Raw genomic sequence first — 22,490 nt, forward strand, 5'->3', positions numbered from 1 at the left:
CACCCGCTAACAGAAAGCTTTAGCCGCCTCTACAGGTCCTGGCCGGGAAACAGGACGTAGCCGCGTTCGCCGATCCGGTGCACGCAGGCGCGATACTCGTCGTAGCAGCGGCTGCCGGGGCGGACGAGGCCGTGCTCCGGATCGGCCTGGCGGCTCGACGGGATCAGCGCGATCGGCGCGGCGGCCGGGATGAGCTGCGCGCCCAAACCGGCGACGAGCGTGGTGAGCACCCCGTTGAGCGCGCCGCCGCCCGAGGGGCGGTTGAGAATCGCGACGCGGTACTGGCCGGCGCTGCTCGTCACCAGATAGATCTGGCCTGACAGATGCGGGAACGAGACGAAGCCCTGCTGCTCGAAATCGCTGTCGAGCCGCTTGGTCTCGCTGAAGCTCAGGTGCCCCTTCTCCTCGTCCCAGGCGATCTGGGTGCGATAGGAATAGATCGCGCCCGGCTCGCTGAACGAGGGGCGAAGGGTGAGATATTCGCCTTCGAGCCAGCCGACGGCCGGGCGGGCATAGGCGCCCATCTCTTCCGGCGCGAAGATGCCGCGGCCGGACGGTTCCGGGGCAGCCGGCGCGGCGCCGCCGTTGGTCCTCAAATCGATGCCGAGCGCCGATTCCATCCGCACCACCGTCGCGAGCGTGAAGGGGCGGCGGCCCGACAGCGCCTTCTCGAGGGTGGACAGGCTGATTCGCGCCTCGTCGGCCAGCCACTGGCGCGAGAGGCGCCGCCGCGCCAGCTCCTCGCGGATGCGAAGCGCGACGGCCTGGCTGTGTTCGCTCTGAAGATCCCCCGACATTCCCGCATGTGCGCACAAAACCGTACATTCCGTCAACTCTCAGCATCGACGAAACCGCGCCGCGGCCCGTGGCGGCGGACATTTGCCGCACCTTCCCGTGGAGCGGACACGCCGGCGGGCGCACAACAGGGACAAGGAATTCGATGCAACCGGATCGGGAAAGGGGGAAGGACCATGCACAGCCTGCGCGTTGCAACCGGCATGACCGGCCTCGCCCTCGTCACCGCGATCCTGCTCGCGGCGCAATTCCTCTCCGGCGCTCCGGCGCTGATCACGAGCTAAGGGCGCTCTCACAGGGTAGAGAGCGGTGGGGAGGTGCCGTCGGCGAGGGGAGCGCCGGCGGCATCGCCTTTTTCTGTCCCCGCGCCCGACTACGCGGCACAAGAATTTTAGTACGGGAAGGAGACGGCGTGATGGCGCACCTAGAGCGCCAAAACGCCGCCGGCCTTTCGACCAGCGGCGTTCGCCGTACGTGAAAGACAGGCTTAGCGCGGTCCGCGCGAATCGCCGACGCTACCTTCCTTGCCGCCACCCGTCTTCCCGGAATTTCCAGGAGCCGCGGTGTTCGCGTCGGCACCATTGCCGAAGCCGTTATTGCCCTTCTTCGCTTTGCCGTGACCCGTGTCGCAGTCGCAGCTGCACGGCGGGGGCGGGGGCGTGTAGCAGCAGCCGCCGCTGACGGCGGTGAGTTCGATGTTGCTGAGAGTACGCATGGTGTCTTTCTCCTGATGCGCCGTGAAGGCATGCATCGAAAAAGCTCAGTTTCGGCAGCGCGCCAAGTGGCCTGTTTTCGCCGTCCACAATCGGGACGAGCGCGGCCTAGTTATTTAAATGCCAAAGTAACGAGAAGAGTGACGCCCGGCAGGTTAATTCCCCGGCTGCCGGGCGTCGATGGAGACGCACATGCGCTACATGCTCTCGCGATCCGCCGAGTAGCACGCCAGTCTGAGTGCACAACGAAGATTATCCCGCTGTTTCGGAATGGGGCAGCCGCCCTAGCGCGCGCTGGCAAGCTAAATGAACGGGAGCTTTTTGGGCGGCTCAGCTCGCGCGGAGGGCGACGACGCGGCCCGATTGCTCGGGATCGACCGCATGGGCGATGGCGCGGGCGAGTTCGGCCTGGGTGAAGGGCTTGGCCAGCCGGGGCATGTGCGGCGATGCGCCCTCGCCAAGCTCGGCGAAGCCGGTGGCGAGGAGAACCGGAAGGTCCGGGCGCCGCGCCCGTACCGCCTCGGCGAGCTCCACCCCGTTCATCTGCGGCATCGCGAAGTCGGTGAGGAGCAGGTCGATGTCGTGCTTGTCGACCAAAGCGAGCGCCTCGGCGCCCGACGCGGCCTGATGGACGACGTGCCCCAGATCTTCGAGCATCGCCGCGGTGTTCAAAAGCACCAGCGCGTCGTCGTCGACCGTCAGGATCGCGATCGGCCGCGCCTCCTCCGCCTCCGCTTCGGCCGGGGCGCGGCGGAAGGTGCGCTGCGCTTCCCGGTTCACGGTCGCGGCGGGGAACCAGAGGCGGATATTGGTGCCTTCGCCCTCCTGGCTTTCGATGGTGAGCTTGCCGCCGGATTGGGCGGTCAGGCCTTCCACCATCGACAGGCCGAGGCCGGTGCCCTTGCCGACGCCCTTGGTGGTGAAGAAAGGCTCGGTGGCGCGCGATCTGGTCCTGTCGTCCATCCCCTGGCCGTCGTCCTTGACGGAGACGACGACGTAACGGCCGGGGGGCAGCCCCGCCGGATCATCGTCGCCGATCGCCGCTTCCTGCGCGGAGATGAGGATGTGGCCGCCGTCGCCCATCGCGTCGCGCGCGTTCATCGAAAGGTTGAGGATGGCGAGCTCGAGCTGGTTCTCGTCGGCCATGACGGGGCTGATCGACAGCGGGAAGCGCGTGTCGATAATGACCGTTGGCCCGAGCGAGCGGTCGAGGAGGTCGGCCATGCCGCGTACCAGATTGGGCACGTCGACCGGCGCCAGCTTCAGCTCCTGCCGCCGGGCGAAGGCGAGCATGCGCTGGGTCAGCGAGGCGCCCCGCTGCGCCGCCTGATAGGCGTTGTCGATCAGCCGGGTAACGCGTGGATCCTCGGGCACCCGCTTCCTGACCAGCTCGAGGCTGCCCAGGATCGCCATCAGCAAATTGTTGAAATCGTGGGCGACGCCGCCGGTGAGCTGGCCGACCGCCTCGATCTTCTGCGCCTGGAAGAAGGCTTCGCGCGCCTGCTCCAGCGCTCGCTGCGCCTCGCGCCGCTCGGTCAGGTCGCGGGTGATCTTGGCGAAGCCGAGCAGCCGGCCGTGGTCGTCGCGGATCGAATCGATGACGACATGGGCCCAGAAGCGGGTGCCGTCCTTGCGGACCCGCCAGCCTTCCGCCTCGAACTTGCCCTCACGCTCCGCCGTCGCCAGCGCGCGCTTCGGCAGCTCGGTCGCCTTGTCCTCAGGGGTGTAGAAACGGGAGAAATGCTGACCGACAATCTCCTCGGTATCGTAGCCCTTGAAGCGCTGGGCGCCGAGGTTCCAGCTCGACACGATGCCGCTCGGGTCGAGCATGTAGATGGCATAGTCGGCGACGCTCTCGACCAGCAGCCGGAAACGCTCCTCGCTCTCCCGCAGCGCGCGCTCGGCGGCGCGGCGCTCGGTCAAGTCGCGGGTTATCTTGGCGTAGCCGATCAGCTCGCCCGACGCCGTCCGGATCGGATCGATGACGACATGGGCCCAGAAGCGCCGGCCGTCCTTGCGGACCCGCCAGCCTTCGGCCTCGAACCGCCCTTCTTCCGCCGCGGCGCGCAGCGCGCGGGTGGGGAGGTCGGTCGCGAGATCCTCCTCGGTGTAGAAGCGGGAGAAATGCTCGCCGAGGATTTCCTCCTCGGTATAGCCCTTGAACTTCTGGGCGCCGGGGTTCCAGCTGATCACCCGGCCGGTGCTGTCGAGCATGTAGATCGCGTAATCGGTGACCGCGTCGATGAGCAGCCGAAAGCGCGAATCGTCTGTCCTGTCGATTGCCAAAATCTGCCCTTGCCCGCCCATGCTCCATCCTCCCCGGGAGGAGGAGCGACCCGATCGTAACGGCCCCGGCCGTTACCGGTTCCGCCGCTTACCGTATTTAGGCGATGTCGCTAAGTCCGCTGCGCCGCAATCCAGCGATCGCCCTCGGCTTCGAGGATGTCGAGCGGGACGCGGCCGATGCCCAGCACCGCGTCATGGAACGCCTTGATCTCGAAATGGGGCCCGAGCGCCGCCTTCGCCTTGTCGCGCAGCCGCACGAACACCGAGTGGCCGAGCTTGTAGCTGCACGCCTGGCCGGGCGTGGAGCAATAGCGCTCGACCTCCCGCGTTGCGAAGCCGGGCGCCTCGCCCTCCTGCTCGACGAAATAGCGGATCGCCTGCTCGCGGCTCCACCGCAGATGGTGGATGCCGGTGTCGACGACGCACCGATTGGCGCGGAACAGCTGGAACTTCAGATAGCCGAGCCGCCCGAGCGGATCGTCGTCGTACATCCCCATCTCGTCGGCGAGCTGCTCGGCGTAGAGCGCCCAGCCTTCGCCATAGCCGGAGAAGCCGCCCGCCTTGCGGATCATCGGCAGCCCCTTGTTCGAAAGCGCCAGTCCGCCTTCAAACTGATGGCCCGGCAGGCCTTCGTGATAGACGGTCGTGGCGAGGCAGAATTTCGGCCACTCCGCGCTGTCGTGGAGATTGAAATAGACAAGGCCGGGGCGCGAGCCGTCGATCGCCGGCGCCTGCGAGAAGGCGGAGGCGGCGCCCGCCTCGGTCTGAACCGGCACCCGCCGCACTTCGAACTGATAGGTCGGGAGCCGGCTGAACATGGTCGGCAGGCGCAGGCGGATCGCCGCCAGGCGCGCGTTGCAATAAGCGATCGCCTGTGCCTTGCCCTCGTCGGTGTTGGGGTAGAGCTGGCGCGGGTCCTTGTAGAGCGCCGCCATGCGCTCGCCGATCGTGCCGCGGCTCATCCCCTGCGCCTTCAGCAAGGTGTCGAGCCGCGCCGAGATCGCGCGCGCCTGGTCGAGGCCGAATTTGTGGACCTCGGCGGGGCTGAGGCGGGTGGTGGTCGTGTTGTGGAGCGCCGTCTCGTAGAAGGCCGCCCCCTCGCGGAAGCGCCAGATGCCGGCATCGTGCACCGCCTTCGCGCGCAGCGACCGCGCCAGCGCGATCTGCCGGTCGAGCGCGGGGAGAATCTTCCCGTCCCACAGCCGCGCGGCATCGCGCCCGTAGCTGTCGCCGAGCCCCTTGGCGGCGGCGCGGCGGACGATCGACCGGACCGGAGTCGCCTCCGCCGCCGGCACCCGCGTTTTCGCCATCTGGTCGAGCGCGGTGTCGAGGATGAAGTCCGGCGGGATGACGCCGACGCCGGCATCGTGCCGCATCTGCGCGGTCTCGGCGTCGAGCTGGTCGCCGAACGCCGACAGCCGCGCCAGGAACGCCTCCGCGTCGGCGCGGGTCTCGATCGGGTGCTTGGTGTCGAGGAAGTCCGGCACCGACTGGTAGGCGCCGGTCAGCTGGCTCACCACGTAAGGGGAGGGGCCGTAGCCGAAGCCGCCGAAGTCGAACTTCTGCACCTCGGCGGACGCGCGGCGGGTATAGACGACCGTCTCCCAATCCACCCGCTCCGCCGGCGACAGCGTCTTCGGATCGATCGCCAGCAGCCGCTTGAGCTGATCCTGCGTCTGCGCCTTCGCCGCCGCCCGCCCCGCCGGGCTTTCGTCGGTGAGCCTCGCCCGCAGATTCGCATTCGCCCCCTTGTCGAGCCCCAGCTGCGTCGCCGATTCCGGCCGCAGCCGCAGCTGCTCCTGGAACAACTGATCGAACAGCCGCGCCAGCTCCGGCGAACGGCCGGCGGGCTGCGCGCCCGCCCATCCCGGCATGGCGAGGCAGGCGCCCCCGGCGGCGCCGGTCAGCAGGAAAAGGCGGCGGTCCAGCATGTCCATTCGTTTCTCGCTCCCGTTCAGGCGTGCACCGAGCGCCGCTCCAGGGCGTGGGCGGCTTCGTCCATCAATTGCTCGAGGATGCGGGCGACGGGCGCCTCTTCCTTCACCATGCCGACCGACTGGCCGGCCATCACCGAACCGCTCTCGACATCGCCCTCGATCACCGCCCGCCGCAGGGCGCCCGCCCAATAATGCTCGATCTGGAGCTGGGCCTCGGCCATCTCGACCTTCTCCTCGTCCAGCAATTGCGCGACCTCGCGCTGCTTGGCCGCGAAGCTCTCCATCTCCTTGTTCTTCAAGGCGCGGACCGGGATCACCGGCAGCCGCGGGTCGATCTGGACGCTGGTGATGGCGTCGCGGGCCGAGGCGCGGATGAACGCCTTCTTGAAGTTGGCATGGGCGATGCATTCGCTCGCGCAGACGAAGCGCGTGCCGAGCTGCACGCCCGCCGCGCCCATCTCGAGATAGCCGGCGATGAGCCCGCCATGGCCGATCCCCCCGGCGACGAAGATCGGAATGTCGGCGGCGAGCGGCGGGAGGATTTCCTGGGCGAGCACCGAGGTCGAGACCGGGCCGATATGCCCGCCCGCCTCCATGCCCTCGATGACCAGAGCATCGACGCCGGAGCGGACCAATTTCTTGGCCAGAGCGAGCGCAGGGGCGAAGCAGATGAGCTTGGCGCCGCTGCCCTTGATCCGGTCGATGGATCCGGGCGGTGGCAGTCCGCCAGCGAGGACGACATGGCCGATGCGGTGGCGGGTGCAGACGTCGATCAGGTCGGAAAGCTGCGGGTGCATGGTGATGAGGTTGACGCCGAACGGGCGCTCGGTGCGCTTCTTCGTCTCGGCAATTTCGGTGTCGAGCAGCTCCGGATTCATCGCCCCGCAAGCGATCACCCCGAACGCCCCCCCGTTCGACAGCGCCGAGACCAGGTGCCGCTCCGAAATCCAGCTCATCGCCCCGCCGAGCACGGCGACCTCGCAGCCGAGGAAATCGGTCCCCCGCTTCATCAGCCGGCGCAGGCGGTCATGGCCTTCGGACGCGGCGTTCCCCGGCGCTTGGGCCGCGGGAGCGCCGCTTCCACCCACGTTCCGATCGATGTCGTTGCGGCTCATTCGGCCTCCTCCGCGTCGAGCCCGTAGGCGGTGTGCAGCACCCGTACCGCAAGCTCGGTATATTCCTCCGGGATCAGCACCGAGACCTTGATCTCCGACGTGCTGATGGCGAGGATTTGGATGCCGCGCCCGGCCAGCGCCTCGAACATCTGCGCGGCGATGCCGGCGTTCGACCGCATGCCGACGCCGACCGCGCTGACCTTCACCACGTTGACGTCGCTCAGCAGCTCGGCGAACCCGATCGCCCCCTGCCGCTCTTCCAAAATCGCGCGGCTCTGGGGCAAAGCGGCGGTCGGCACGGTGAAGGTGAGGTCGCTCTCCTGCCCCTCGCGCGGCACCGACTGGACGATCATGTCGACATTGATCCCGGCGTCGGCCAAGGGCGCGAACACCGCCGCCACCGACGCCGCCTTGTGCGGCACCGCGGTCAGCGTCACGCGCGCCTCGTTCTTGTCGTAGGCGATGCCGGTGATGAGCTGGCGTTCCATGTCGAAGTCCCCAATCCTGTCGTCGCCGACCACCCAGGTCCCCGGCCGGTCCTCGAACGAGGAGAGGACGCGGATCGGCACCTTCTCGCGCATCGCCAGCCCGACCGAGCGGGTCTGCAGCACCTTGGCGCCGACGCTGGCGAGTTCGAGCATCTCTTCATAGGTCACGGCGGGAAGCTTGCGCGCCCGCGGCACGATGCGCGGGTCGGTCGTGTAGACGCCGTCGACATCGGTGTAGATGTCGCAGCGGTCGGCCTTCACCGCCGCCGCCAGCGCCACCGCCGACGTGTCGGAGCCGCCGCGGCCCAACGTCGTCACGTCGCCATGCTCGGTGACGCCCTGGAAGCCGGGGATGACGGCGATGCCCCCTTCGTCGAACACCCGCTCCAGGACCTGCGCGTCGATGCCCTCTATCAAGCCGGTGGCGTGGCCGGAGGTGCGGATCGGCAGCTGCCAGCCCATGTAGGAGCGGGCGTTGAGCCCCATGCCCTGGAGCGTGATCGCCAGCAGCCCGCTCGTCACCTGCTCGCCCGACGCCACCACCACATCATATTCGCGCGGATCGTAGAGCGACGAGGCCTCGCGGCAGAACTGGATCAGCCGGTCGGTCTCCCCGGCCATGGCGGAGACGACCACCGCCGCCTGGTTCCCCGCCTCGACCTCGCGCTTCACTAGCGAGGCGACATGGCGGATGCGCTCGATCCCGGCCATCGAGGTCCCGCCGAACTTCATCACGATCCGCGCCATTGCCGGCGGCTTTAGCGGCTGGTGAGGTTGGCGCAACCGCCCTCGTCCTCCCTGTCGGCGCAGCTGATGGGGAGGGGGACCGCCCGAAGGGTGGTGGAGGGGCCTTGCTGAGTCCGGGGGCCCCTCCACCGCGTTTCACACGGTCCCCCTCCCCATGAGGCTTCGCCTCACAGGGAGGACTGGATGCCGGTGAAGGCTACAGCCAGTCCGGCAGCCGGTCGGCGGCGATCAGGCTTTCGACATCGACCCGGGGCCGCACCACGGCCCATTCGCCGCCCTTCACCATCACCTCCGGCGTCAGCGGGCGGCTATTGTAGGTGCTCGCCATCGCCGCGGCATAGGCGCCGGCGGTGCGGAAGACGACGAGGTCGCCGGCCTCCACCGCGTCCATGTCGCGCGCCGTCGCGAAGGTGTCGCCGGTCTCGCAGACCGGTCCGACCACGTTCGCGACCGTGCGCCCGCCGCGCGGCGCCACCGCCTCGATGCCGTGCCAAGCGTCATAGAGCGTCGGCCGCAGCAGGTCGTTCATCCCCGCGTCGAGGACGAGGAAGGGATGGGTGACGCCCGGCTTGACGCGGATCACCCGCGTCAGCAGCACCCCGGCATTGCCCGCGATCAGCCGCCCCGGCTCGAACACCAGCTTGACGCCCCAGCCGGCGGCGACCCGCCGCACCATCGCGCCATAGTCCTCCGGAGACGGCGGCGAGGCCGCCCCGGCATCGTACGGCACTCCGAGCCCGCCGCCGAGATCGGCGACACTGATCGCATGCCCCTCCCGCCGCAGCGCGTCGATCAGCGTCCCGACCTTGCGGAACGCGGCCTCGAGCGGAGCGAGGCTGGTGAGCTGGCTGCCGATATGGACGGCGACGCCCTGGATCCGCAGCCCGGGCAGCGCCGCCACCCGCGCATAGGCCGCAGGCGCCTCCGAGAGGGGAATGCCGAACTTGTTGTCGGCGGTGCCGGTGGTGATCTTGGCGTGGGTCCCGGCGGCGACGTCGGGGTTGATCCGGAACGCGACCTTAGCGGCGCGCCCCATCTCCACCGCCACGTCGGACAGCATCTCGGCTTCGGAAAGGGATTCGAGGTTGAACTGGAAGAGGCCGCCATCGAGGGCGAGGCGCATTTCCTCGGCGGTCTTGCCGACGCCGGAGAATACGATCCGCCCCGGTGCCACCCCCGCGGCCACCGCGCGCCGATACTCGCCGCCCGAGACGACGTCGGCCCCGAGCCCCTCCGCCGCCAGCGTCGCCAGCACCGCCGCGTTGGGATTGGCCTTGACCGCATAAGCGATGAGCGGGTCGTCGAGCCCCGCGAGCGCCGCCCGCAGCACCCGCGCGTGCCGCACCAAGGTCGCACTCGAATAGACATAGACCGGCGTCCCGACCGCATCGGCGATGATTGGGAGCGGCACGTCCTCGGCGTGCAGCACGCCGTCCTGCAATTCGAAATGGTCCATCGGCGGCTTTTTGCGTTGGGCGGGGAGGGGGGTCCTGATAGGTGGAGGCGATGAGCACGGCAACCGGCACGATCGACCCGAAGGAGGCCGAGCATTTCGGCCGCATGGCCGCCGACTGGTGGGATCCGAAGGGCTCCTCGGCGATGCTCCACAAGCTCAATCCGGTCCGCCTCGCCTACATACGCGACCGCATCGACCAGCATTGGGGCCTCGACGAATGCGACCTGCGGCCCCTGAAGGCGCGCAAGGCCGCCGACGTCGGCTGCGGTGCCGGCCTCCTCGCTGAGCCGCTCGCCCGCCTCGGCGCCGAGGTCACCGGCGTCGACGCCGCGCCCGAGAACATCGCCGCCGCCCGCGCCCATGCCCTCGGCCAGGGCCTCGCCATCGACTACCGGGTCGGCAGCGTCGAGGCGCTGGAGCCGGGCGTCTACGATCTCGTCACGTCGCTGGAAGTGGTCGAGCATGTCTCCGACCCGCGCGGCTTCATCGACGGCCTCGCTCGCGCGCTCAGGCCCGGCGGCCTCCTCATCCTCTCCACGCCGAACCGCACCGCCCGCTCGCGCCTGATGCTGATCCTCGTCGGCGAAGGCACCGGCCGCATCCCGCGCGGCACCCACGATTGGGAGAAGTTCCTCTCGCCCGAGGAACTGATCGCCCTCCTCGAGGATGCCGGCCTCGCGCTGGAGGATTGCCACGGCCTCGCCTGGGGCCCCGCCCGCGGCTTCCACCTCTCCGACGACAAGTCCCTCGACTATCTGGTGACGGCGAAGAAGCTGCCCTGAGGGCAGCGCCTGATCGCATCAGGCGCACGGACCGCGTTCTTCGGGGGAGCCGGGGCGCGAGGCAGTCGTTGGCCCTTACGAACAGCGAAAGGTGAGTGCGATGAGTCGGGTCCTCGTCCTTTATTATTCCGCCTACGGGCATATCGAAGACATGGCCCACGCCATTGCCGAGGGCGCGCTCTCCGCCGGTGCCGAGGTCGACGTAAAGCGCGTGCCCGAGCTCGTGCCGGAGGAGATCGCCCGCGCGTCCGGCTACCGGCTCGACCAGGAGGCGCCGATCGCCGCCATCGCCGATCTCGAGCGCTACGACGCGATCATCGTCGGCGTCGGCACCCGCTTCGGGCGCATGGCCTCGCAAATGGCGAACTTCCTCGATCAGGCGGGGGGGCTGTGGGCGCGCGGCGCGCTCAACGGCAAGGTCGGCTCCGCCTTCACCTCCACCGCCACCCAGCATGGCGGCCAGGAGACGACGTTGATGGCGATCCACACCAACCTTCTCCACTTCGGCATGATCCAGGTCGGCCTTCCCTACAGCTTCGCCGGCCAGATGACGCTCGACGAACTGACCGGCGGCAGCCCCTACGGCATCAGCACCATTGCCGGCGGCGACGGCTCCCGCCGCCCCAGCGCCAACGAGCTGGACGGCGCCCGCTTCCAGGGCCGCCACGTCGCCGAAATCGCCAACAAGCTCTTCGGCGGCGGCGAGACCGGCGACGACGCCGAGCGCGAGAAGAGCTTCCTGCTCGGCGAGTGAGCGGGGACTGAGGCCCAGGACGGATGGGCATTTAGTCCTCCCCGTGAGGCGGAGCCTCATGGGGAGGGGGACCACCTGAAAGGTGCTGGAGGGGCCTTCTCCACCTCCGCAAGGCCCCTCCACCGCACTTCGTGCGGTCCCCCTCCCCATCGCCTCCGGCGACAGGGAGGACGAGCGCCTCCCGCGACGCGTGAGCGAAGCGCTTTCTCCTCGGCGGGCGCAGGAAGCGCCCCTGGCTGGCCGGTGAGCGAAGGGCTTTCCGCTCGGCGGCTGAGCGAACCCGGGCGCAGGAAGCGTTCTCTCCTCGGCGGTGAGCAACGGGCTTCCTGCCCGGCGGATGGCGGAATATCCTGCTCTGCGGGGGGAGGGGCGTTCCGCAGAGCAGGACCTCACGCCTCCCCGGCTGCCGATCGCCCGGCTGGCGACGGCGTCTTCCGGGGGAGCCCGGTTCCTCTTCACAATTTCAAAGACCACCGAACGAGGTGGAGAACAAACGCAACCCGAGTCGGGTCGAACATAGCCGCAACAATTCGCAGGGTCAAGCAAAACCGTTCTTCCTCTGATCACAGAGGGAGTGGCGAGGGCGCCTAAGAAGTCTCGTCCGGCAGCGTAGCGGCGACGCTCGTGCGGGCGGTCTCGTCGACGAGCAGCCGGAAGATGTCCGGACGCGAATAATGGCCCACCGGATCGAAATCGTAGCGGGCGCGGACGATCTCGTCGGTGTCGATCTCGGCGCTGAGCAGCCCCGTCTCATTCTCCAGCGGCCCCGCCAGCACGTCGCCCAGCGGCCCGACGATCATCGAGCCGCCGCGGATCAGCGGGCGTTCGTCCGGCCATTCCTCGACCGCAACGCCGAGGTCGGCGGGGGAGGGCTGGACTTGGCAGGCGCTGATCAGGAAGCAGCGGCCCTCATGCGCGATGTGGCGCATCGAGGCGCGCCAGACGTCGCGCTCGTCGACAGTCGGCGCGCACCACAGGGTTACACCCTTCGCGTACATCGCGGTGCGGAACAGCGGCATGTGGTTTTCCCAGCAGATCGCCGCGCCGGCCTTGCCCGCCGGCGTCTCCACCACCGGCAGCGTCGAGCCGTCGCCCATTCCCCACACCAGCCGCTCCGTCCCCGTCGGCATCAGCTTCCTGTGCCTGGCAACCAGCCCGCGCTCCGGGTCGATGAAGATCGCGGTGCAATAGAGGGTCGAGCCGGCCCGCTCGATCACCCCCGCGACCAGCCACGCCCCGGTCCGCGCCGAAAGCCCCGCAAGCGCCGCCACCTCCGGCCCGTCGAGGTCGACGGCCTGCGCGAAATAGCGGGCGAAGGCGTCGCGGCCCGCCTCGGTGCGGAATCCGAGGCGCGTGCCGAACGCCTCACCCTTGGGATAGCCGCCGAGGATCGCCTCGGGCAGCACCACCATTTTCGCGCCGGACGCCGCGATCTCCGCTTCGAACCCCAATATCCGATCGAGCGTCGCCGCCGTCCCGCCGGGGTCGGAGCCGATCTGGAGCGCGGCGACTGTCACCTTGGCCATGTGCCCGCGCTAGCGGCTCGCGAGCCGCCTTGCAAAGAGGCGGCGTCGGGGTAGGGGAGGGGGCATGACGAGCTTCCCCATCGACCAGGTCCGCGCCCAATTCCCGGCCCTCGCCCGCACCGACGACGGCACCCCCCGCATCTATTTCGACGCGCCCGGCGGGACCCAGGCCTGCCGCCCCGCCATCGCCGCCATGACCCGGCACTTGGAGGAAGGCAGCGCCAACAGCGGCGGCGCCTTTTCAACCTCGATCGAAACCGACGCCCTCTCGCAGGCCGCACACGAAGCCGCGGCCGATCTGCTCGGTGCCGAGGCGGGCGACATCGCCTTCGGGCCGAACATGACGACCCTCACCCTCTCCGTCTCCCGCGCCCTCGCCCGCACCTGGCAGCCGGGAGACGAGGTCATCGTCACCCGCCTCGATCACGACGCCAACGTCGCCCCTTGGCTCCTTGCCGCCCGCGATTCCGGCGCGACGATCAAGTGGATCGAGATCGATCCCGACGCCGGCACTCTGCGCCTCGACCAGCTCCCGTCGCTCCTCACACGCCGCACCCGCCTCGTCGCCGTCGGCGGCGCGAGCAACGCGCTCGGCACGCTGAACGACGTCGCCGCAATCGCCGGCGCGGTGAAGGCCCATTCCGACGCCTTCGTCTATGTCGATGCCGTCCAGTCCGTGCCCCACGTCCCGACCGATGTGCGCGCGCTGGGCTGCGACTTCCTCGCCTGCAGCCCGTACAAGTTCTTCGGCCCGCACCAGGGCGTGCTGTGGGCCAGGCCCGAAGTCGCGGCCTCGCTCGAGGCCTACAAGGTCCGCCCCGCCACCATCGATCCGCCCGCCCACCGCTTCGAGACCGGCACCCAGTCGTTCGAAGGCCAGGCCGGGATCCTCGGCACGATCGACTATCTCGAATGGCTCGGCCGCCTCATCGCGCCCGAGGCGCCGAACAGCCGCCGTGCCGCCCTCGTCGCCGCGATGCACGGCTGTACCGCCTATGAGCGCGAGATCGGCGAGCGCCTCCTCGCCGGCTTCCGCGCCATCCCCGGCCTCAGGCTCTACGGCCCGCCGACGATGGAGGGCCGGGTCCCAACCTTCGGCTTCACCCTTGAGGGCCATCACCCCGACGCCGTCGCCGCCCATCTCGCGACGCGCAACATCTTCGCCTGGTCGGGCAGCTTCTACGCCGTCGAGCCCGTGGAGCGGCTCGGGCTCACCGACAAGGGCGGCCTCGTCCGCGTCGGCCTCTGCCATTATTCGACCGCCGGGGAGGTCGACGCGCTTCTCACCGCGCTCGCTGAGCTGCGATGAGCCCGGAGGAATTCCGCCGCTTCGGCCACCAGCTGATCGACTGGCTGGCCGACCACCAGCAGCGCCTCCCCAACCTCCCCGTCCAGCCGCCGACCAGGCCCGGCGACGTCCGCGCTCTCATCCCCGAGGAGCCGCCGCAGCAGCCCGAGCCGTTCGACGCGATCTTGGCCGATCTCGACCGCGTCGTCGCCCCCAACCTCACCTGGTGGCAGCATCCGCGCTTCTTCGGCTTCTTCCCCTCGAATGCGCTCAACGCCGGTATACTCGGCGACTTGGTGTCCACCGGCCTCGGCGTCCTCGGCCTCTCCTGGCAGGCGGCGCCGGCGCTGACCGAGATCGAGGAGGTGGTGACAGATTGGCTCCGCCGCATGGCGGGCCTCTCCGCGCAATGGACCGGCGCGATCCAGGACACCGCCTCCACCGCCACCCTCGTCGCCTTGCTCTGCGCGCGGGAGCGCACGACTGGCTTCGGCCTCGCCGGCGGCGGGCTGCAGGCGGAGGACAAGCCGCTCATCGTCTACACCTCGGCAGGCAGCCATTCCTCGGTCGAGAAGGGCGCGCTCCTCGCGGGCTTCGGCCGCGACAATGTGCGGATGGTGGCGATCGACGAGGCGCGGGCGATGCGCCCCGACGCCCTCGCCGCCGCCATCGCGGACGACCGCGCCGCCGGCCGCACCCCTTGCGCGATCGTCGCGGCGGTCGGCGGCACTGCCACCACTTCGGTCGATCCGCTCGCGCCGATCGCCGCCATCGCCGCCCGCGAAAATCTCTGGCTCCACGTCGATGCCGCCATGGCCGGCAGCGCGATGATCCTGCCGGAATGCCGGTGGATGTTCGACGGCATCGAAGGCGCCGACAGCCTCGTCGTCAACGCCCACAAATGGCTCGGCGCGCCGTTCGACTGCTCGCTCGCCTACGTCCGCGACGAAGCCCATCTCCTGCGCGTCATGTCGACCAACCCCAGCTACCTCGCTAGCGCAGTCGACTCCGAGGTCCGCAACCTCCGCGACACCGGCATACCGCTTGGCCGCCGCTTCCGCGCGCTGAAGCTCTGGTTCCTGATCCGCGAGCAGGGCGTCTCCGGCCTCCAGGCCCGCCTCCGCCGCGACATCGCCAACGCGCAGGCGCTGGCCGAGCGGGTCGCCGCCACGCCGGACTGGCAGGTGGTCGCCCCGGTGCCGCTCCAGACCGTCTGCGTCCGCCACGTCCCTGAGGGCCTCATGGGAGACGCCCTCGACGCCCACAACCGCGCCTGGGCCGAGGCGCACAACCGCTCCGGCCTCGCCTTCGTCACCGCCGCCCGGATCGAGGACGGGTGGATGGTCCGCGTCTCCATCGGCGCGCCAAGCACCGAATGGGAGGATGTCGAAGCCTTGTGGGCCGCAATGCGCCGCTTCGCCGAAAACGGCTGAATTCCCGTTCCGCCGCCCTAATTTGGCCGCAACCCTTCGTCATTGGCGAATGACGAGGGGTGGTCATCGCGAGACCGTCGCGCCGTGGTGGCGCGGGCGGTTCAAGGAGTCGACGCGCCGATGTTGCAGGAGACCGGGCAGGACGCCGCCGCCCCCGCCCGAGAGGCGGCCGGCCATGCCGCGCCCGGTCCGCGGGTCGCCCTGCTGTCCAACCCGACCGCGAGCGGCAACCGCGCCCTCCTCCCCCAGATCCGCACCTTCTGCGCCGCCCAGCGCGACGTCTTCCATTACGAGGTCGAGCGGCTCGACCAGGTCGGGATTGCGCTGAGCCGGATCGCCCTCGTCAAGCCGCGCGTCCTCGTCATCAACGGCGGCGACGGCACCGTCCAGGCGGCGCTCACCGAAATCTACAACGGTCGCCATTTCGGGGACGACCCGCCCCCCGTCGCGGTGCTGCCCAACGGCAAGACCAACCTCATCGCCATGGATCTCGGCGCCGACGGCGATCCGCTCGAGACGCTTGAGCGGGTTCTCCTCATCGCCCGCTCGGACCTCGACCGGCACATCGTCGAGCGCGAGCTCATCGCCCTCTCGCACGGCACCGGCAAGGGCAGGGCGGTGCTCGGCATGTTCCTCGGCGGCGCCGGGCTTGCCGACATCATGCTCTACTGCCGGCACCACATCTATCCGCTCGGCCTCCCGAACGGGATCAGCCACTTCCTCACCTTCTTTGCGGCCCTGATCTCGATCCTGTTCGGGTTCAAGACGGGGCTCCTTCCGCGCAAGCCCAATCCGGTCGAGGTGTCGGTGTTCCGCCGCGGTAAGCTCAAGGGCCGTTTCGCCGTGCTCGTCGTCACCACGCTCGAGCGGCTCCTCCTCCACAGCCACTTCCCCGAGCGCCACGGCAAAGCGGGCGCGCTTCAGCTCCTGGCGGTCGAGCGGCGGCCGATGGCAGTGTTCCGGGTGATTTTCGGCGCGCTGTTCCGCCGTCTCGGCAAGGACCGGTTCGGCGGCGTCCATCTCGAGCGCGGTGACGAGATCCGCATCGAGTCGGAGCAGTCGCAGGTCATCCTCGACGGCGAGACGTTCGAGGCGCGCCGCGGCTTTCCCATCATCCTGCGGCCGACCGCGCCGGTGCCTTTCCTCCGCCTCGCCGTCTGAACCCCTTCGCGGCGGCGCCCTCAGGCCCTATCTGAGGGCTCGTAAGGTCCCGGGGAGGGTAGGATGGAAGTCGAAGTCAGCGCCGAAGCCAAGGACAAGCGCCTCAACCGGATGGTCGCGGTCACTGTGGTCGTGCTGTCGGTGTTCACCGGCGTGTGCAACATCAAGGACGGCAACATCGTTCAGGCGATGGCCCAGGCCAAGGCCGATTCCGTCGACCATTGGGGCGAATATCAAGCGACCAAGACCAAGCTCCACATCGCCGAGACGGCGAAGGGCGAGATCGGCGTCATCGCCGGCGCAAACCCTTCGGCGGCGGCGCAGGCGGCCACGCAGCGACTCGACCAGGACATCGCCAAGTACAAGGCCGAGGCGCCGGAGTTGGCCAAGCAGGCGAAGGGATTTGCGGACAGCTACGACGCGCTCAACGTCCATGACGACCAGTTCGACGCCAGCGAGGCCTTCATCGCCACCGCCATTTCGATGGCCGCAGTTTCGGCGCTGTCGGAGAGCCTGTGGCTCCTCGTCGCCTCCTGGTTCATCGGCGGCTTCGGCATGTTCATGGGCCTTGCCGGCTTCATAGGCTGGAGCTTCCACCCCGACGTTCTGAGCACGCTGCTCGGCTGAGGCGGGGGGGGGAGTCTTCCCCGAGAGGATCAGTCCCGATCGATCCGGCGCCGGATGATGAACAGCGCCGGGAAAATCATCATGGCGAGAACGATCAGGGTGATCGCAATCTTCAGCTCCATCGCGCCTTCCTTCTAAGCAAGACGCCCCGCCGGCGGGTGCCGACGGGGCGCTTGTGCTTCAGCAGATCCTGCGCGGGCCTGAGCCCTGCAGATATCAGCCCTGCAGATACTCGCCGGCGTCCGCGTCGGTGCCGTGGCCTTCCGGCGACACCGCGCCCAGCGGATCGTCGCCGATCGCGCCTTCCGGACCCTGGGCGAGCTCGGCGGCATGCTCCTCGGCTGCGCTGGTCGGCGCAATGAGGGCCTCCTGCAGCTTGCGGTGCTGGGCGCGCAGCGCGGCGTCGCGGCTGGTGGCGGCGATGCGCATCCGGTTCATGCCCGCGCCGGTACCCGCCGGGATGAGGCGGCCGACGATGACGTTCTCCTTCAAGCCATCGAGCGTGTCGATCTTGCCCTGCACCGAGGCTTCGGTCAGCACCCGGGTCGTCTCCTGGAAGGAGGCGGCCGAGATGAAGCTGCGGGTCTGCAGCGACGCCTTGGTGATGCCGAGCAGCACCGGCTTGCCTTCGGCCAGCTTCTTCTTGCCGCCCTTCAGCTTCGAGTTCGCCTCGTCCATCTCCGTCCGGTCGACCTGCTCGCCGACCAGCAGGGTGGAATCCCCGCTCTCGGTGATCTCGACCTTCTGGAGCATCTGGCGGACGATCACCTCGATGTGCTTGTCGTTGATCTTCACGCCCTGGAGACGATAGACCTCCTGGATCTCCGAGACGAGATATTCGGCCAGCGCGACGACCCCGAGAACCTCGAGGATGTCGTGCGGATCGGGCGAGCCGCCGATGAGGTTGTCGCCGCGCTTGACGAAGTCGCCTTCCTGCACGTCGATGACCTTCGACTTCGGCACCAGATACTCGACCGGCTCCGACCCGTCGTCCGGGATGATCGCGATCTTGCGCTTCGCCTTATAGTCCTTGCCGAACGACACCCGGCCGGAGACCTTGGCGATGATCGCATTCTCCTTGGGCTTGCGCGCCTCGAACAGCTCCGCCACCCGCGGCAGACCGCCGGTGATGTCGCGGGTCTTGGCCGCCTCGCGGGAGACGCGGGCGAGCACTTCGCCGCCCTGGACCCGCTGGCCGTCCTCGACCGACAGCACCGCGCCCGGCGCCAGCATGTAGCGGGCCGCTTCCCCGCTCTGCTCGTCGAGGAGGGTGACGCGCGGACGCAGATCCTCCTTCGAACGGGCGGAGCCGCGGAACTCGGTCACCACGCGCTGGACGATGCCGGTGGCTTCGTCGGTCTGTTCGGTGAGCGTCTTGCCCTCGACCAGATCCTGGAACTTCACGATGCCGCCCTTCTCGGTGATGACCGGCATCATGAACGGATCCCACTCGGCCAGCCGATCGCCCTTGGACGCGATGTGGCCGTGATCGACCATCAGGTGCGCGCCGTAGGGGATGCGGTGCGACGCACGCTCGCGGCCGTCCATGTCGACGATCGCAAGCTCGCCGTTCCTCGCCATGGCGACGCGGCGGCCGCGCGTGTCGACGATCGTCGGCAGGTCGCGCAACTCCACGGTGCCGTCGGTGGCGGCCTCGAGGTTCGAGGTTTCGTTGAGCTGGGCGGCGCCGCCGATGTGGAACGTCCGCATCGTCAGCTGGGTGCCCGGCTCGCCGATCGACTGCGCCGCAATGACGCCGACCGCTTCGCCAATGTTGACCGGCGTGCCGCGGGCGAGATCGCGCCCGTAGCACTTGCCGCAGACGCCGCCCTTGCTCTCGCAGATGAGCGGGCTGCGGATCTTGACCGCCTGGACGCCCAGCTCGTCGATCCTGAGCGCCTGCGGCTCGTCGATCAGCTGGCCTTCCTTGGCTAGCACGTCGCCGGTCTTCTCGTCGACGATGTCGTGCGCCGGCGTGCGGCCGAGGATGCGCTCACCAAGCGACGCGATGGTCGCGCCGCCTTGGACGATGGCGCGCATCTCGAGCGCATTGTCGGTGCCGCAATCCTCTTCGACGACGACGCAATCCTGCGACACGTCGACGAGGCGGCGGGTGAGGTAGCCCGAGTTCGCCGTCTTCAACGCCGTGTCCGCAAGACCCTTACGAGCACCATGGGTGGAGTTGAAATACTCAAGGACGGTCAAACCTTCCTTGAAGTTCGAGATGATCGGCGTCTCGATGATCTCGCCCGACGGCTTGGCCATCAGGCCGCGCATACCGGCGAGCTGCTTCATCTGGGCCTGCGAGCCGCGGGCGCCGGAATGGGCCATCATGTAGATCGAGTTGATCTGCGCCATGCGGCCGTTCTCGTCCTTGGGCTGCGCCTTGATCTTCTCCATCATGGCGTTGGCCACCTGGTCGCCGCAGCGGCTCCAGGCGTCGATCACCTTGTTGTACTTCTCCTGCTGCGTGATCAGGCCGTCCTGATATTGCTGCTCATAATCCTTCACGAGCGCGCGGGTCTCGTCGACCATCGCTTCCTTCTCGTGCGGGATGATCATGTCGTCCTTGCCGAACGAGATGCCCGCCTTGAAGGCGTGACGGAAACCGAGGCCCATGATGGCGTCGGCGAACAGCACCGTCTCCTTCTGGCCGGTGTGGCGATAGACGGTGTCGATGACGTCGCCGATCTCCTTTTTGGTGAGGAGGCGGTTGACGGTCTCGAACGGCACCTTGTGGCTCTTCGGGAGCGTCTCACCGAGCAGCATGCGGCCCGGCGTCGTCTCGAAGCGCTTCATATACTGCTTGCCCTGCTCGTCCGTCTGCGGAACGCGGCTGACGATCTTCGAGTGCAGGGTGACGGCCTTGGCTTCGAGCGCCTGGTGGACCTCCGACATGTCGGAGATCATCATCCCTTCGCCCGGCTCGCCCTCACGCTCCATCGACAGATAATAGAGGCCCAGCACCATGTCCTGCGAAGGAACGATGATCGGCTTGCCGTTGGCGGGCGAGAGGATGTTGTTGGTCGACATCATCAGAACGCGCGCTTCCAGCTGGGCCTCGAGGCTCAGGGGGACGTGCACGGCCATCTGGTCGCCGTCGAAATCGGCGTTAAACGCGGCGCAGACCAGCGGGTGGAGCTGGATCGCCTTGCCCTCGATCAGCACAGGCTCGAACGCCTGGATGCCGAGGCGGTGGAGCGTCGGCGCGCGGTTCAGGAGGACGGGGTGCTCGCGAATGACTTCGTCGAGGATGTCCCAGACTTCCTTGCGCTCCTTCTCGACCCACTTCTTCGCCTGCTTCAAGGTCATGGAGAGACCCTTGGCGTCGAGACGCGAGTAGATGAACGGCTTGAACAGCTCGAGCGCCATCTTCTTGGGCAGGCCGCACTGGTGGAGCTTGAGCTCCGGACCGGTGACGATGACCGAACGGCCCGAATAGTCGACGCGCTTGCCGAGCAGGTTCTGCCGGAACCGGCCCTGCTTGCCCTTCAGCATGTCGGACAAGGACTTCAGCGGACGCTTGTTCGCACCGGTGATGGTGCGGCCGCGGCGGCCGTTGTCGAACAGGGCGTCGACCGCCTCCTGCAGCATGCGCTTCTCGTTGCGGACGATGATGTCCGGCGCGCGCAGCTCCATCAGCCGCTTCAGGCGGTTGTTGCGGTTGATGACGCGCCGGTAGAGGTCGTTCAAGTCCGAGGTGGCGAAGCGGCCGCCGTCCAGCGGCACCAGCGGGCGCAGCTCGGGCGGGATGACCGGCACGACGTCGAGGATCATCCACTCCGGCCGGTTGCCCGACTCGAGGAAGCTCTCGACGACCTTCAGCCGCTTGATGATCTTCTTGGGCTTCAGCTCCGACTTGGTCTCGGCGAGGTCCTTCAGCAGGATCTCGCGCTCGCCCTCGAGGTCGAGGTCGATCAGCATCTGCTTCACGGCCTCGGCGCCGATCCCGGCGGAGAAGGCGTCCTCGCCATATTCGTCCTGCGCGGAGAGGAGCTCGTCCTCGGTCAGCAGCTGGTACTTCTCGAGCGCGGTGAGGCCCGGCTCGATGACGACGTAGCTCTCGAAATAAAGAATCCGCTCGAGCTGCTTCAGCTGCATGTCGAGGAGCAGGCCGATGCGCGAGGGCAGCGACTTCAGGAACCAGATGTGCGCGACCGGCGCGGCCAGTTCGATATGGCCCATCCGCTCGCGGCGGACCTTCGAGACGGTGACCTCGACGCCGCACTTCTCGCAGACGATGCCCTTATACTTCATGCGCTTGTACTTGCCGCACAGGCATTCGTAATCCTTGATCGGACCGAAGATGCGCGCGCAGAACAGGCCGTCGCGCTCGGGCTTGAACGTGCGGTAGTTGATCGTCTCGGGCTTCTTGATCTCGCCGAACGACCAGGAACGGATGCGCTCAGGCGATGCGATGCCGATCTTGATCTGGTCGAAGGTCTCCGGCTTGGCGACGGCATTGGCGAAAGGGGTCAGTTCGTTCATCTCTTTGTCCCTTCAGGGGAAAATCTTGCAGCGGTGGCCAAAGGTCACACCAAGGTCACACCGGGGCGCGTTGCCGCGCCCCGGCTGAAAGTCACTCCGCGGCCAGCGCCACGCCGTCCTCGTCGAGCGTCGTGTTCAGCTCGACGTTCAGGCCGAGACTGCGCATCTCCTTGACGAGCACGTTGAAGCTCTCGGGGATGCCGGCCTCGAACGTGTCGTCGCCCTTGACGATCGCCTCGTAGACCTTGGTGCGGCCGATCACGTCGTCCGACTTCACCGTCAGCATTTCCTGCAGCGTGTAGGCGGCGCCATAGGCCTGGAGCGCCCAGACCTCCATCTCGCCGAAGCGCTGGCCGCCGAACTGGGCCTTGCCGCCCAGCGGCTGCTGGGTGACGAGGCTGTACGGGCCGATCGAGCGGGCGTGGATCTTGTCGTCGACGAGGTGATGGAGCTTCAGCATGTAGATATAGCCCACCGTCACCTTGCGATCGAACGCCTCGCCGGTGCGGCCGTCGAACAGGACGACCTGGCCCGATTGGTCGAGCCCCGCCATCTCCAGCATCGCGGAAACGTCGGCTTCCTTGGCGCCGTCGAACACCGGCGTGCCCATCGGGATACCGCCGGTCAGGTTGGAGGCGAGCTCCAGCGTCTCGGCCTCGTCGCGGGCATCGATCTCGGCATGGTAATTCTTGCCGTAGATATCCTTGAGCTTGGTGCGGACCTGCTTGGCGTCGCCGGTGCGCCCGTCATAGAGGACGACCTGGCCCGAAGTGTCGAGCCCGGCCTTGGCCAGCATGTACGAGACGTCCGCTTCGCGTGCGCCGTCGAACACCGGAGTGCCCATCGGCACGCCGTTGCGCAAGTTCACCGCCAGCTCGACGATCTCGGAAGTGT

General features: G+C 68.3%; 16 protein-coding genes. 6 read left to right on the forward strand and 10 right to left on the reverse strand.

Annotation, left to right across the window (positions count from 1 at the left end):
• Positions 1-29: 29 nt before the first annotated feature.
• From VGC56_RS04590 to lysA, 7 genes are all read right to left on the reverse strand, one after another.
• Positions 30-797 carry a helix-turn-helix domain-containing protein gene (locus VGC56_RS04590; RefSeq protein WP_464123529.1) on the reverse strand — a complete coding sequence of 256 codons (768 nt, stop codon included), beginning with the start codon at positions 795-797 and terminating at the stop codon, positions 30-32.
• 485 nt (positions 798-1,282) lie between these two features.
• On the reverse strand, positions 1,283-1,510 hold the full coding sequence (locus VGC56_RS04595; protein ID WP_464123530.1) for a hypothetical protein: 228 nt from the start codon (positions 1,508-1,510) through the stop codon (positions 1,283-1,285).
• A 328-nt stretch (positions 1,511-1,838) separates the two neighbouring features.
• Positions 1,839-3,815, reverse strand: coding sequence for a hybrid sensor histidine kinase/response regulator (locus VGC56_RS04600; protein ID WP_464123531.1), 1,977 nt, complete (start codon positions 3,813-3,815; stop codon positions 1,839-1,841).
• Positions 3,816-3,904: 89 nt separating this feature from the next.
• Positions 3,905-5,731, reverse strand: a complete 1,827-nt coding sequence (locus tag VGC56_RS04605; protein WP_464123532.1) for a DUF885 domain-containing protein — start codon at positions 5,729-5,731, stop codon at positions 3,905-3,907.
• 17 nt (positions 5,732-5,748) lie between these two features.
• The gene (locus VGC56_RS04610) at positions 5,749-6,741 is read right to left on the reverse strand and encodes an NAD(P)H-dependent flavin oxidoreductase (RefSeq protein ID WP_464123554.1); all 993 of its coding nucleotides are present in this window, start codon (positions 6,739-6,741) and stop codon (positions 5,749-5,751) included.
• Positions 6,742-6,842: 101 nt separating this feature from the next.
• The gene (locus VGC56_RS04615; RefSeq protein ID WP_464123533.1) at positions 6,843-8,081 is read right to left on the reverse strand and encodes an aspartate kinase; all 1,239 of its coding nucleotides are present in this window, start codon (positions 8,079-8,081) and stop codon (positions 6,843-6,845) included.
• A 196-nt stretch (positions 8,082-8,277) separates the two neighbouring features.
• Complete coding sequence (gene lysA / locus VGC56_RS04620) at positions 8,278-9,537, reverse strand: diaminopimelate decarboxylase (protein ID WP_464123534.1); 1,260 nt, start codon at positions 9,535-9,537, stop codon at positions 8,278-8,280.
• Positions 9,538-9,587: 50 nt separating this feature from the next.
• Here lysA and ubiG point away from each other — a divergent pair, with 50 nt between their 5' ends.
• Complete coding sequence (gene ubiG / locus VGC56_RS04625) at positions 9,588-10,319, forward strand: bifunctional 2-polyprenyl-6-hydroxyphenol methylase/3-demethylubiquinol 3-O-methyltransferase UbiG (RefSeq protein WP_464123535.1); 732 nt, start codon at positions 9,588-9,590, stop codon at positions 10,317-10,319.
• A 100-nt stretch (positions 10,320-10,419) separates the two neighbouring features.
• Positions 10,420-11,073: an NAD(P)H:quinone oxidoreductase gene (wrbA, locus tag VGC56_RS04630; protein ID WP_464123536.1), complete on the forward strand. Its 654-nt coding sequence runs from the start codon at positions 10,420-10,422 to the stop codon at positions 11,071-11,073.
• 587 nt (positions 11,074-11,660) lie between these two features.
• On the opposite strand, the gene VGC56_RS04635 is transcribed toward wrbA, so the two are convergent.
• The gene (locus tag VGC56_RS04635) at positions 11,661-12,599 is read right to left on the reverse strand and encodes a carbon-nitrogen hydrolase family protein (RefSeq protein WP_464123537.1); all 939 of its coding nucleotides are present in this window, start codon (positions 12,597-12,599) and stop codon (positions 11,661-11,663) included.
• 64 nt (positions 12,600-12,663) lie between these two features.
• On the opposite strand from VGC56_RS04635, the gene VGC56_RS04640 reads away from it, so the two are divergent.
• The 4 genes from VGC56_RS04640 (at position 12,664) to VGC56_RS04655 (ending at position 17,108) form a co-directional block, all read left to right on the forward strand.
• On the forward strand, positions 12,664-13,908 hold the full coding sequence (locus VGC56_RS04640) for a cysteine desulfurase-like protein (RefSeq protein ID WP_464123538.1): 1,245 nt from the start codon (positions 12,664-12,666) through the stop codon (positions 13,906-13,908).
• Positions 13,905-15,320, forward strand: a complete 1,416-nt coding sequence (locus VGC56_RS04645) for a pyridoxal phosphate-dependent decarboxylase family protein (RefSeq protein ID WP_464123539.1) — start codon at positions 13,905-13,907, stop codon at positions 15,318-15,320. Before VGC56_RS04640 ends, VGC56_RS04645 begins: the two co-directional genes overlap by 4 nt.
• 120 nt (positions 15,321-15,440) lie before the next feature.
• A complete protein-coding gene (locus VGC56_RS04650; protein ID WP_464123540.1) occupies positions 15,441-16,481 on the forward strand; it encodes a diacylglycerol/lipid kinase family protein in 1,041 nt (346 codons plus the stop codon).
• Between the two features lie 63 nt (positions 16,482-16,544).
• Positions 16,545-17,108 (forward strand): DUF4337 domain-containing protein, encoded by a 564-nt coding sequence (locus VGC56_RS04655; protein ID WP_464123541.1) that lies wholly within the window; start codon positions 16,545-16,547, stop codon positions 17,106-17,108.
• Positions 17,109-17,324: 216 nt separating this feature from the next.
• Here the strand turns inward: VGC56_RS04655 and rpoC are convergent, their stop codons facing one another.
• Together rpoC and VGC56_RS04665 are read right to left on the reverse strand one after the other, a co-directional pair.
• Positions 17,325-21,596, reverse strand: coding sequence for a DNA-directed RNA polymerase subunit beta' (rpoC, locus tag VGC56_RS04660; RefSeq protein ID WP_464123542.1), 4,272 nt, complete (start codon positions 21,594-21,596; stop codon positions 17,325-17,327).
• A 91-nt stretch (positions 21,597-21,687) separates the two neighbouring features.
• Positions 21,688-22,490 (reverse strand): DNA-directed RNA polymerase subunit beta (locus VGC56_RS04665; protein WP_464123543.1); only part of this gene is annotated, 803 nt, incomplete at its 5' end.

It is taken from the genome of Allosphingosinicella sp. (assembly GCF_036403745.1).
Classification (GTDB): Bacteria; Pseudomonadota; Alphaproteobacteria; order Sphingomonadales; family Sphingomonadaceae; genus Allosphingosinicella.

Coding starts and splice junctions, on each gene's coding strand:
- VGC56_RS04590 (WP_464123529.1), bottom strand. CDS start 797: ATGTCGGGGGATCTTCAGAGCGAACACAGCCAGGCCGTCGCGCTTCGC.
- VGC56_RS04595 (WP_464123530.1), bottom strand. CDS start 1,510: ATGCGTACTCTCAGCAACATCGAACTCACCGCCGTCAGCGGCGGCTGC.
- VGC56_RS04600 (WP_464123531.1), bottom strand. CDS start 3,815: ATGGGCGGGCAAGGGCAGATTTTGGCAATCGACAGGACAGACGATTCG.
- VGC56_RS04605 (WP_464123532.1), bottom strand. CDS start 5,731: ATGGACATGCTGGACCGCCGCCTTTTCCTGCTGACCGGCGCCGCCGGG.
- VGC56_RS04610 (WP_464123554.1), bottom strand. CDS start 6,741: ATGAAGCGGGGGACCGATTTCCTCGGCTGCGAGGTCGCCGTGCTCGGC.
- VGC56_RS04615 (WP_464123533.1), bottom strand. CDS start 8,081: ATGGCGCGGATCGTGATGAAGTTCGGCGGGACCTCGATGGCCGGGATC.
- lysA (WP_464123534.1), bottom strand. CDS start 9,537: ATGGACCATTTCGAATTGCAGGACGGCGTGCTGCACGCCGAGGACGTG.
- ubiG (WP_464123535.1), top strand. CDS start 9,588: ATGAGCACGGCAACCGGCACGATCGACCCGAAGGAGGCCGAGCATTTC.
- wrbA (WP_464123536.1), top strand. CDS start 10,420: ATGAGTCGGGTCCTCGTCCTTTATTATTCCGCCTACGGGCATATCGAA.
- VGC56_RS04635 (WP_464123537.1), bottom strand. CDS start 12,599: ATGGCCAAGGTGACAGTCGCCGCGCTCCAGATCGGCTCCGACCCCGGC.
- VGC56_RS04640 (WP_464123538.1), top strand. CDS start 12,664: ATGACGAGCTTCCCCATCGACCAGGTCCGCGCCCAATTCCCGGCCCTC.
- VGC56_RS04645 (WP_464123539.1), top strand. CDS start 13,905: ATGAGCCCGGAGGAATTCCGCCGCTTCGGCCACCAGCTGATCGACTGG.
- VGC56_RS04650 (WP_464123540.1), top strand. CDS start 15,441: ATGTTGCAGGAGACCGGGCAGGACGCCGCCGCCCCCGCCCGAGAGGCG.
- VGC56_RS04655 (WP_464123541.1), top strand. CDS start 16,545: ATGGAAGTCGAAGTCAGCGCCGAAGCCAAGGACAAGCGCCTCAACCGG.
- rpoC (WP_464123542.1), bottom strand. CDS start 21,596: ATGAACGAACTGACCCCTTTCGCCAATGCCGTCGCCAAGCCGGAGACC.